At 71.4% G+C, this 11162-nt stretch carries 10 protein-coding genes and 2 tRNA genes; 10 read left to right on the plus strand and 2 right to left on the minus strand.

The annotated features are described in order from the left end of the window. The first annotated feature begins 38 nt into the window (after positions 1 to 38). The 6 genes from gyrB to ACQFYA_RS00455 all read left to right on the plus strand — a co-directional run bounded on the left by gyrB (position 39) and on the right by ACQFYA_RS00455 (position 6320). Positions 39 to 2144 carry a DNA topoisomerase (ATP-hydrolyzing) subunit B gene (gyrB, locus tag ACQFYA_RS00430; protein ID WP_499120468.1) on the plus strand — a complete coding sequence of 702 codons (2106 nt, stop codon included), beginning with the start codon at positions 39 to 41 and terminating at the stop codon, positions 2142 to 2144. 139 nt (positions 2145 to 2283) lie between these two features. Beyond that, positions 2284 to 4878: a DNA gyrase subunit A gene (gene gyrA, locus ACQFYA_RS00435; protein ID WP_499127388.1), complete on the plus strand. Its 2595-nt coding sequence runs from the start codon at positions 2284 to 2286 to the stop codon at positions 4876 to 4878. Next, entirely contained in the window at positions 4878 to 5840 is a 963-nt protein-coding gene (locus ACQFYA_RS00440; protein WP_499120470.1) for a DUF3566 domain-containing protein, read from the plus strand. Before gyrA ends, ACQFYA_RS00440 begins: the two co-directional genes overlap by 1 nt. Positions 5841 to 5956: 116 nt before the next feature. Continuing rightward, positions 5957 to 6030 (plus strand) — tRNA-Ile (locus tag ACQFYA_RS00445). 65 nt (positions 6031 to 6095) lie between these two features. Further along, positions 6096 to 6215 carry a DLW-39 family protein gene (locus ACQFYA_RS00450; RefSeq protein WP_499120472.1) on the plus strand — a complete coding sequence of 40 codons (120 nt, stop codon included), beginning with the start codon at positions 6096 to 6098 and terminating at the stop codon, positions 6213 to 6215. A 29-nt stretch (positions 6216 to 6244) separates the two neighbouring features. After that, a tRNA-Ala gene (locus ACQFYA_RS00455) sits at positions 6245 to 6320 on the plus strand. 226 nt (positions 6321 to 6546) lie between these two features. On the opposite strand, the gene ACQFYA_RS00460 is transcribed toward ACQFYA_RS00455, so the two are convergent. Further along, complete coding sequence (locus ACQFYA_RS00460; RefSeq protein WP_499120473.1) at positions 6547 to 7557, minus strand: hypothetical protein; 1011 nt, start codon at positions 7555 to 7557, stop codon at positions 6547 to 6549. 93 nt (positions 7558 to 7650) lie between these two features. Here ACQFYA_RS00460 and ACQFYA_RS00465 point away from each other — a divergent pair, with 93 nt between their 5' ends. Further along, positions 7651 to 8190, plus strand: coding sequence for a peptidylprolyl isomerase (locus ACQFYA_RS00465; RefSeq protein ID WP_499120476.1), 540 nt, complete (start codon positions 7651 to 7653; stop codon positions 8188 to 8190). A 270-nt stretch (positions 8191 to 8460) separates the two neighbouring features. Next, positions 8461 to 9168: a rhomboid family intramembrane serine protease gene (locus ACQFYA_RS00470; protein WP_499120478.1), complete on the plus strand. Its 708-nt coding sequence runs from the start codon at positions 8461 to 8463 to the stop codon at positions 9166 to 9168. A 55-nt stretch (positions 9169 to 9223) separates the two neighbouring features. Here ACQFYA_RS00470 and ACQFYA_RS00475 read toward each other — a convergent pair whose 3' ends face one another. Beyond that, positions 9224 to 9487 (minus strand): cell division protein CrgA, encoded by a 264-nt coding sequence (locus ACQFYA_RS00475; RefSeq protein ID WP_499120480.1) that lies wholly within the window; start codon positions 9485 to 9487, stop codon positions 9224 to 9226. Positions 9488 to 9622: 135 nt separating this feature from the next. On the opposite strand from ACQFYA_RS00475, the gene ACQFYA_RS00480 reads away from it, so the two are divergent. Further along, a complete protein-coding gene (locus ACQFYA_RS00480; protein ID WP_499120482.1) occupies positions 9623 to 10354 on the plus strand; it encodes a DUF881 domain-containing protein in 732 nt (243 codons plus the stop codon). 97 nt (positions 10355 to 10451) lie between these two features. Then, positions 10452 to 11150, plus strand: a complete 699-nt coding sequence (locus tag ACQFYA_RS00485; RefSeq protein ID WP_499120484.1) for an aminodeoxychorismate/anthranilate synthase component II — start codon at positions 10452 to 10454, stop codon at positions 11148 to 11150. Positions 11151 to 11162 lie beyond the last annotated feature (12 nt).

Here is an 11162-nt window from a genome sequence, read left to right on the forward strand (position 1 = left end):
AGCGGCGCGTGCACGACGACCGAGGAGCAGCTCCGCCTGTGGCAGACCGAACCGACACCCCCCGTCCCGACACTGTCGCCGCCAGCGGAGCCACCGGACCGGGGAACGGGTACGACGCCGGCAACATCACCGTCCTGGAGGGCCTCGAGGCCGTCCGCAAGCGCCCGGGCATGTACATCGGCTCGACGGGCGAGCGTGGACTGCACCACCTGGTGTACGAGATTGTGGACAACTCTGTGGACGAGGCCCTGGCGGGGCACGCCGACAGCGTCGAGGTGACCCTCATGGCGGACGGCGGCGTCCGCGTCAAGGACAACGGCCGAGGCATCCCCGTCGCGATGCACCCCACCGAGGGCAAGCCCACGCTCGAGGTCGTCATGACGATCCTGCACGCCGGCGGCAAGTTCGGCGGCGGCGGCTACGCCGTCTCCGGCGGCCTGCACGGCGTCGGCATGTCCGTGGTCAACGCGCTGTCCACCCGGTTCGTCTCCGAGGTGAAGCGCGACGGCTACCACTGGCGCCAGGAGTACGGCAACGGCGGCGAGCCCGTCACCGAGGTGCAGCGGCTCGAGCCGCTCGCCGAGGGCGAGAACACCGGCACGACGCAGACCTTCTGGGCGGACGACTCGATCTTCGAGACCACCGAGTACGACTTCGAGACGCTGCGCTCGCGCTTCCAGCAGTACGCGTTCCTCAACAAGGGGCTGCAGATCACCCTGCGCGACGAGCGTGCCGGGCACGCCGTCGCCGACGACGAGGTGGCCGGCAGGTCCCCCGCCGAGGCCGACGGCGACGTCACGGCCGGCCAGGGCGCGACCGACGCCGAGGCGGCGAACCCCGTGCGCACCGTGCGGTACCGCTACGACAACGGCCTCACGGACTACGTGGCGCACATCAACGCGGCCAAGAAGTCCGAGCTGATCCACCCCGAGATCATCGACGTCGAGTCCGAGGACACCGAGCGCAAGATCTCCGTGGAGATCGCGATGCAGTGGACCAGCTCGTACAGCGAGTCGGTCCACACGTTCGCGAACACGATCTCCACCACGGAGGGCGGCACGCACGAGGAGGGCTTCCGCGCGGCGCTCACCACCCTGGTGAACAGCTACGCGCGCGACAAGGCCATCATCAAGGAGAAGGACGACAACCTCACGGGCGACGACATCCGCGAGGGACTCACCGCCGTCATCTCCGTCAAGCTCGGCGAGCCGCAGTTCGAGGGCCAGACGAAGACGAAGCTCGGCAACACCGAGGCCAAGACCTTCGTGCAGCGCGTGGTCCGCGAGAAGCTCGTGGACTGGTTCGACGCCCACCCCACCGAGGCGCGGGACGTGATCCGCAAGGCCGTCCAGGCCTCGCAGGCGCGGATCGCGGCGCGGAAGGCGCGCGAGGCGACGCGACGCAAGGGCATCCTCAGCTCGGGCGGCATGCCCGGCAAGCTCAAGGACTGCCAGTCGAACCGCGCCGAGGACTGCGAGGTCTACATCGTCGAGGGCGACTCGGCCGGCGGCTCCGCCGTCCGCGGTCGCAACCCGCACAACCAGGCGATCCTGCCGCTGCGCGGCAAGATCCTCAACGTGGAGCGGGCACGCCTCGACAAGGCGCTCTCCAACCAGGAGATCCAGTCGCTCATCACGGCGTTCGGCACCGGCATCGGCGAGGACTTCGACCTCTCCAAGCTCCGGTACCACAAGATCGTGCTCATGGCCGACGCCGACGTCGACGGCCAGCACATCTGCACCCTGCTGCTGACGCTGCTGTTCCGGTACATGCGCCCGCTCATCGAGCACGGCCACGTGTACCTGGCGCAGCCGCCCCTGTACCGACTCAAGTGGTCGAACGCGCCGCACGACTACGTGTACTCCGACCGGGAGCGGGACGCCTTCCTCAAGGAGGGGCTCGCCAACGGCAAGCGGATCCCCAAGGAGAACGGCATCCAGCGCTACAAGGGCCTGGGCGAGATGGACTACACCGAGCTCTGGGACACCACGATGGACCCGGAGCACCGCACGCTGCTGCAGGTCACCATGGACGACGCGGCCGCGGCCGACGAGATCTTCTCGGTGCTCATGGGCGAGGACGTCGAGTCCCGCCGCAGCTTCATCCAGCGCAACGCCAAGGACGTCCGCTTCCTCGACATCTAGCGGCAGACGGTGGCGTACAGAACGTGCGCGCGCCGTTGTACACAGCTGCTGACCCCACTCGAGGACGACGGAACCCGCGCCCCGGCGGCGCAGGACAGGAAGAAGGTAGACGGTGACGGACGAGACCCCCGGGCCCGACATGACGGACGGCCCGCCGGACGACGAGGCGATCGACACGACCGACGGAGCGGTCGCGGTGCACCACGGCCGCATCGACCAGGTCGACCTGCAGCTGGAGATGCAGCGCAGCTACCTCGACTACGCCATGAGCGTCATCGTCGGGCGCGCGCTCCCGGACGTGCGGGACGGCCTCAAGCCGGTGCACCGCCGCGTGCTGTACGCGATGTACGACGGCGGCTACCGCCCCGACCGCGCGTACTCCAAGTGCTCGCGCGTCGTCGGCGACGTCATGGGCAAGTTCCACCCGCACGGCGACACGGCGATCTACGACACGCTCGTGCGCCTCGTGCAGGACTGGGTGCTGCGCTATCCGCTCGTCGCCGGGCAGGGCAACTTCGGCTCGCCCGGCAACGACCCGGCCGCGGCCCCGCGGTACACCGAGTGCCGGATGGCGCCGCTGGCCATGGAGATGGTCCGGGACATCGACAAGAACACGGTCGACTTCCAGGACAACTACGACGGCCGCACGCAGGAGCCGGTCGTCCTGCCCGCCCGCTTCCCGAACCTGCTCGTCAACGGCTCCGCCGGCATCGCCGTGGGCATGGCGACGAACATCCCGCCGCACAACCTGCGCGAGGTCGCCGAGGGCGTCCGCTGGCACCTGGACAACCCCGACGCGTCCCGTGAGGAGCTCCTCGCCGCGCTGATGAAGCGGATCAAGGGGCCGGACTTCCCCACCGGTGCGCAGATCCTCGGCACCAAGGGGATCGAGGAGGCGTACCGCACGGGGCGCGGCTCCATCACGATGCGCGCCGTCGTGAACGTCGAGGAGATCCAGAACCGGATCTGCCTCGTCATCACGGAGCTGCCCTACCAGGTCAACCCGGACAACCTCGCGAGCAAGATCGCCGACCTCGTCAACGACGGGAAGCTCGCCGGCATCGCGGACATCCGCGACGAGACCTCCGGGCGCACCGGCCAGCGCCTCGTCATCGTGCTCAAGCGGGACGCGATCGCCAAGGTCGTGCTCAACAACCTGTACAAGCACACGCCGCTGCAGTTCAGCTTCGGCGCGAACATGGTGGCGCTGGTCGACGACGTGCCCCGCACGCTCAGCCTCGACGCCTTCGTGCGGCACTGGACCACGCACCAGATCGAGGTCGTGCGTCGGCGCACCGAGTACCTGCTGGCCGACGCCGAGCGCCAGATCCACATCCTGCGCGGCTACCTCAGGGCCCTCGACGCCCTCGACGAGGTCATCGCGCTCATCCGCCGGTCGCCGACGGTCGAGGAGGCCCGTAGCGGCCTGATGGAGCTGCTCGACGTCGACGAGGAGCAGGCGAACGCCATCCTCGCGCTGCAGCTGCGTCGTCTTGCCGCGATGGAGCGCCAGAAGATCATCGACGAGCACGACGTGCTCGAGGGGCATATCGCGGACTTCCGCGACATCCTCGCGAAGCCCGAGCGTCAGCGGACGATCGTGCAGGAGGAGCTCGACGACATCGTCGCGCGCTACGGCGACGAGCGCCGCACCACGGTGCTGCCGTTCGACGGCGACATGTCGGTCGAGGACCTCATCCCCGAGGAGGAGGTCGTCGTCACGATCACGCGCGGCGGTTACGCCAAGCGCACCCGGTCGGACAACTACCGGGCGCAGCGCCGTGGTGGGAAGGGCGTGCGCGGCGCCGCGCTGCGCGAGGACGACATCGTCGAGCACTTCTTCGTCACGACGACGCACCACTGGCTGCTGTTCTTCACGAACCTCGGGCGCGTCTACCGGGCCAAGGGCTACGAGCTGCCCGAGGGCGGTCGCGACGCCAAGGGCCAGCACGTGGCGAACATGCTCGCGTTCCAGCCCGGCGAGCACATCGCGCAGGTGCTGGACCTGCCGGACTACGAGGCCGCCGACTACCTGGTCCTCGCGACCCGGCGCGGCCTGGTGAAGAAGACGCGCCTGGGCGAGTACAACTCGCCGCGCTCCGGCGGCCTCATCGCCATCAACCTGCGCGAGGACGACGAGGGGAAGCCCGACGAGCTCGTCGCCGCCCGGCTCGTGAACGCCGACGACCACCTGATCCTCGTGTCCCGCAAGGGGCAGTCGATCCGGTTCCCGGCCGACGACGACACCCTGCGGCCCCTGGGCCGTGCGACGTCCGGCGTCACCGGCATGAAGTTCCGCGAGGAGGACGAGCTGCTCAACGCGGACGTCGTGACCCCGGGCACCGACCTGTTCGTCGTCACCGAGGGCGGCTTCGCGAAGCGCACGGCGATCGGCGAGTACCGGGTCCAGGGACGTGCCGGTTACGGCATCAAGGTCGCGAACCTGGTCGAGGCTCGTGGAGACCTCGTGGGGGCCCTGGTGACAGAGGCCGACGACGAGGTGCTGGTCATCATGGAGCGTGGCAAGATCGTGCGCTCGGCGGTCGCCGGGGTGAACCTCACCGGCCGCACCACGCAGGGCGTGACGTTCGCGAAGCCCGACCGCGGGGACCGCATCATCGCCGTCGCCCGCAACGTCGAGCGCCGGGACGTCGACGAGGCAACCGGCGACGAGTCGGTTAGCGTGGACGGACAGGCCGCCGACGAGCAGACCACGAGCGGGGACGAGGACTGATGACGGAGAACAGCGCGTCGACCAGGGCGTCGTCGGCGCCTCCCGCACGGGAGGCGGATTTCGACGACGCCACGCACCGGAGGCCCCCGGCCCCGCCTGCGCCGTCCGCCCAGGGCTCGACGTCGCTGGGCGGTGTGACCGTCGGCGGCGCCGCGGCGCAGCGCACCTCCTCGGCGCCCCAGGCCCCGGCCGCCTTCACGACCCAGGTGCAGGCCCCCGTGCCCGCGCCTCCGGCAGCCACCGAGCCCGCCCGCGCGTCGGCGACCCCGGAGGCGGTGCCCGCGCAGGGCGCCTCCCCCGTCAAGGACGGCGCGGTGAAGGCGGCCGCGGCGGCCCTCGCGGCGGCGCGCAGCGCGGCCAAGAAGGTCCAGTCGGTCATGCCGGAGGGCACGCCCAAGGGCCAGGAGCCCGCCGGCGGGTCCGCGCCCGCCGGGCGGACGGCGACCGACGCCCCCGGTGCCAAGCGGGCGAAGCAGCCCCAGCAGGCCGAGCCTCGCCCCGAGATGCACTACTCGGCCGGCGGGGTGCACGGCACGGCCGCGCCCGCGGCGGCCGCCGCGGCGACGGGGTCGCCGATGGTCGGAGCGGCGCCCATGGGCATGGGTCCGCGGCGTGTGCGCCTGTCGGTGTCCCGGGTCGACCCGTGGTCGGTCATGAAGCTCGCGTTCCTCCTGTCGGTCGCGATCGGCTTCATCACCGTCGTCGCCACGATGGTCGTCTGGTACGTGCTGAACGACATGGGTACCTTCTCCACGATCCAGACGTTCATGAGCGACACGATCGGCCCGCAGGCCGTCAACCTCATGCAGTTCGTCCAGTTCGACCGCGTCGTCTCGCTGTCCGTGCTGATCGCCATCGTGAACGTGGTGCTGCTGACCGCGCTCGCCACGATCATGGCGATCCTGTACAACATCACGGCCGCGCTCGTCGGCGGCGTGCACCTCACGCTGACGGACGAGTGACTCCCGCCCCGACCGGGACCGACGTCACACCACGTGATGCCGGTCCCGGTTTGGGACGAGGCGCGCGCGTACGGTAATGTTCCGTGCTGCACGCGCTCCCCGTGGGGAGCGCGCTCGGGGCTATAGCTCAGACGGTTAGAGCGCTTCCCTGATAAGGAAGAGGTCGGAGGTTCAAGTCCTCCTAGCCCCACTCCAGGCCACACCAGGCCCGGGCCCGACACGTACGGCCTGGCGGTCGTGACGAGGAGGCTGACCATGAAGAAGCTGTTCGTCCTCCTGCTCGCGCTCGGCGCGGGCTACCTGGTCTGGCGCCGGCTCAACGAGGACTCCGTCGACCGCGACCTGTGGTCCGAGGTCACCGACACCATCGACTGAGTCGCCCGGCCCGTCCGACGAGGCCGCCAGGGGCCATGGCGCAATTGGTAGCGCACCTGCTTTGCAAGCAGGGGGTTAGGGGTTCGAGTCCCCTTGGCTCCACCACCCGCGAGACCCCGCACGCCACCCGGCGTGCGGGGTCTCGTCGTCTCCGGCAGGTCCGCTCAGCCGGATCGAGGTCCGCGCGTCCCAGGAGGTGCCCGACGCCTGACGGGGAAGGCCGGTCCGAGGGGGCCGGAGCCGGCGACCAGGTCCGGGCACGACGAGGGCCCCCGTCCGTGGGACGGGGGCCCTCGTGTGCGGTGCGGCGCCGCCTCGTGCGGCGTGCGGATCAGGCCTTGTCGCCCTCGCCTGCGCCCGCGTCACCGGTCGCGTCGCCCGTGGCCTCCTCCGCCTTGCGGGTGGTGGAGCGGGTGCGGTTGGTGGCCTTCTTCGCGGCGTCGGTCGCCCGGTCCTTGGCCTTGTCCACGGCCTCGGAGACCTTGTCGCCGACGTCCTCGCCGAGCTCGGCGGCCTTCTCCCCCGCGCGCTCCGCGGCCTCGCGGCCCTTCGCGACGGCGTGGCCGGCGGCCTCTCCGACGGCCTCTGCGGCCTCGCCGACGCGGTGGCGCGCGTCGCGCGCGGCGCCGTCGTAGTCCGGCCCGGACTGCTGCTCCCACGGCTCGGCCCACGGGTCGTTCTGCGGCTGCGCACGTCGCCAGAACGCGTACCCCGCGACCGCCGCGCCGGCGAGGGCGAGGAACCAGAAGACACCCTTGCCCTTGCCGGAGGACTTCTCGGCCTCCTTGGCCGCCTTCTCGGCGGCGGCCTGGGCCTTGGCCGCCTCCTTGGCGGCCCGCTTCGCCGCCTTCTTCCCGGCTCGGCCGGCCTTCTCCGCGGCGTCGCGCGCGGCGTCGGCCGCCACCACCCCGGCGGCACCGGCCGCGGCGCCGGCACGGGTCGCGGCGTCGTTGAAGGCCGCGACGACGCGCGGCAGGTAGTCGTCCACGATCTTGTCGTGCGCCGTGTCGACGTAGGGACCGGCCTTGTCGGCGGCCCTCTCGATCCGGGGGGCCGCGGCGAGCACGCTCTCGCGCCACGCCGACTCCGCCCGTGGCACCAGCCACTCCATGAACGCGTCGACCCGCGGCTCCGCCCAGTCCTTCGCCTGGGACGCCGCGTCCTTCGCGCCCCCGGCGGCCTTCGCGCCGACGTCGACCAGCACGGCGGCGGCCTCGGTGGCGGAGTCCTTGAGCTTGTCGGTGTCGAGGTCGTTCATTGTCGAGCTCACCTTCGCGGAGAACTTCTCGTTGAGGTCCTTGGCACTGTCCTTGACGCTGTCGCCCACGTTCTTTCGCACCATGGACCCACTGTGCCATCAGGTGCCCTGGCCTGCAGCGGTACGCGCGGACTTCGTGGTGCGGGTCCTGCAGAGGGAGAGTGAGAGGATGAGGGCATGTTCGCAACCCTCCACACCTCCGCCGGTGACATCCGCATCGAGCTGCTGCCGAACCACGCGCCCAAGACCGTCGCGAACTTCGTCGGGCTGGCCCAGGGCACCACGACGTGGACGGACCCGGCCACGGGCGCCGAGCGCAACGACCCCCTGTACGACGGCGTGATCTTCCACCGCGTCATCGACAACTTCATGATCCAGGGCGGGGACCCGCTGGGCACCGGCACCGGCGGCCCCGGCTACACCTTCGACGACGAGATCCACCCGGAGCTCGTCTTCGACGACAAGTACATCCTCGCGATGGCGAACGCCGGCAAGCGCCGCAACCCCGTCACGGGCGCCGTCGAGGGCACCAACGGCTCGCAGTTCTTCATCACCACCGCCGCCACGCCGTGGCTCAACGGCAAGCACAGCATCTTCGGCAAGGTGGCCGACGACGGGTCCCGCGCCGTCGTCGACGAGATCGGCAACACCGCGACGCGCCCCGGCGACCGCCCGGTCACCGACATCGTGATCAACAGCGTCACCATCGAGGACTGACACCGCCCCGCGTGCTGTGGGCGTGATTTCGGGGACTATTCGCACGCCGATAGTCCCCGAATTCGCGCCCACAACACCGGTGACGACCTGGAGGGCCGAGCCATCTCGACACCGCCACCCGCTCCGCAGCCCGGGCAGCCCGCCGGGGCGCCGCCGGTGTGCCCGCGGCACCCCGACCGCGTCTCGTACGTGCGTTGCCAGCGCTGCGGACGCCCGACGTGCCCGGAGTGCCAGCGGCCGGCGGCCGTCGGCATCCAGTGCGTCGACTGCGTGAACCAGGCCGCGCGGGCGGTGCCCAGCGCGCGGACCGTCTTCGGCGGCACGGTGCGGGGCGGGCGGCCCGTCGTCACGCTGACGATCATCGGGCTGTGCGTGGTGAGCTGGGTGCTGCAGCTCGTGACGGGCGGCGAGTGGACCCAGCGGTGGGCGTTCGCCCCCTCGGTCGGGCTGGACGAGCCCTGGCGGTTCCTCACCGCGGCGTTCCTGCACTCCGAGAGCGTGCTGCACATCCTGTTCAACATGTACGCGCTGTGGCTCGTGGGCCCGTTCCTCGAGCAGGCGTTCGGGCGGGGGCGCTTCGTCGCGCTCTACCTGCTGTCCGCGATCGGCGGGTCGGTGGGCTACCTGCTGCTCGCCACCCCGACGATCGGCGGCGGCTGGAACAGCGCGGTGGTCGGGGCGTCCGGCGCCGTCTTCGGCCTGTTCGGCGCGATCATCCCGGCGCTGCGCCGGCAGGGGCGCAACGCCGGCCAGATCGTGGCGCTCATCGCGATCAACATGGCGATCCCGTTCCTGTTCCCCGGCATCGCGTGGCAGGCGCACCTCGGCGGGCTCGTCGTCGGGCTGGCCATCGGTGCCGGGTACGCCTTCGCTCCGCGCGAGCGTCAGGCCCTCGTGGCGTGGGCCCTCCCGGCCGCCGTGGGGGTCGTGCTGGTGGCCGCGACGCTGTGGAAGTACAGCTCGGTGGGGATGCTCTAGCCGTCGCCCACAGGGTTGTCCACAGGTGTGGAACGAACTACACCTGTGGAAGTCGTCAGCGCCAGCGCGTGGTGAGGCCGAAGCCCGCGATGATCAGCACGAAGCCGACGGCGAGGTTCCACCCGCCGAGCGCGGGGATCGGCAGCCCCAGCCCGGGAGCCGTCAGGTAGTACAAGACGATCCACGCGAGGCCGAGCACCATGAGCGTGAGCATCGTCGGCACCAGCCAGGGCGGGTTGCCCTGCGGCTTCGCCTTCGCCGGGGCGGCCGCCTGCTCGGCCGGCGCGCTCTTCTTCTTGCGGGACTTCGACTCGGGCACGGGGTGGGCTCCTGTCCGGACGGAGGGTGCGACGGCCGCAGGCCGGATGCCTGCCACCGCCGGTGATTCTGTCGACTAGCGTAGTCGTCAGCAGGCCCGGGAAGGACAGCACGCGATGGACGGGAGTGTGCCGCGATGAACCGACGAGTGCGCGCGAGCGCGACCGTCGCGTGCGTCCTCGCCGCGTCCGGGCTCATGTTCACCGCCAGCGCGCAGCTCGCGGACACCAAGGACGGTCGTGAGCCGCAGGACCTGGCCGAGCTCGTGACCACCGAGTCGGACCGGGTCTCCACCCTGACGGACCGGATGAACGCGCTCGAGGCCCAGATCGACGACCTCGGCCAGCAGGCGGGCACCGACCTGCCCGCGCGCGACGCCGACCTCGTCGCCGACGAGTCCGTGGTGACCGGGGCGCTGCCCGTCACCGGGCCCGGGCTCCGCGTGGCGCTCGACGACGCCCCCGCCTCCAGCCAGGCCATCGCCGGCGCCCGGCCGGACGACCTCGTCGTCCACCAGCAGGACGTGCAGCACGTGATCAACGCGCTGTGGGCGGGCGGGGCCGAGGCCATGACCCTCCAGGGCGAGCGGGTCACCGCGACGTCGGCGTTCCGGTGCTCGGGGAACATCCTGCTGCTGCACGGCAAGGTGTTCTCCCCGCCCTACGTCATCGAGGCCGTCGGCGACCCGAAGACGCTCCGGGAGTCGCTCGACGCCGACCCGGGCGTGGCGATCTACCAGCAGTACGTCGACTGGGTCGCCCTCGGGTGGTCGGTCAAGGAGTCCGGCGGCCTGGAGCTGCCCGCGTACACCGGCAGCTCGGAGATGAAGTACGCGAAGGTCCCCGAGGGCACGGACGTGTACTCGTGAGCGCCGCGACGCGGACCGGGACGAGGCGATGGCGATGGCGCAGCAGCGCCGCCCCGGACCCTTCCCGCACCGCCACCGTCGAGACGAGCACCCCACGATGACCATCCCCGCCAGCACCCCGACCACGCCCGCCGACCCGCGCGCGCCCCGCATCCTCGTGGTCGACAACTACGACTCGTTCGTCTACACGATCGTCGGCTACCTCGACCAGCTCGGGGCGAGCACGGTCGTCGTGCGCAACGACGCCGTGCCCGAGCCCGACGCCGACGGCGTCTTCCACGACGCGGGCGGCACGCCGTTCGACGGCGTGCTCGTCTCCCCCGGCCCCGGGACGCCCCAGGAGGCGGGGTCGTCGGAGGACGTCATCCGGGCCTGCGCCCGCTCCCGCACGCCGATGCTCGGGGTGTGCCTGGGCCACCAGGCCCTCGCCGAGGTGTACGGCGCCACCGTGTCGCACGCGCCGGAGCTCATGCACGGCAAGACCAGCCTCGTGGAGCACGACGGCGACGGCGTCCTCGACGGCCTCGCGTCACCGTTCACGGCGACGCGCTACCACTCGCTCGCGGTGCTCCCGGAGACGGTGCCCGCCGAGCTCGAGGTGACCGGCGCGACGGCCGGCGGCGTCGTCATGGGCCTGCAGCACCGCGACCTGCCCCTGCACGGCGTGCAGTTCCACCCCGAGTCCGTGCTGACCGAGGGCGGGCACCGGCTGCTCGCGAACTGGCTCGCCGTGTGCGGCGACGCGGGCGCCGTGGAGCGGTCGCGCGGCATGGCGCCGCTGGTGCACCAGGGCTGACCACCTCTCGGG

The organism is Promicromonospora sp. Marseille-Q5078, assembly GCF_050315395.1.
In the GTDB taxonomy this organism is placed as follows: Bacteria; Actinomycetota; Actinomycetes; order Actinomycetales; family Cellulomonadaceae; genus Isoptericola.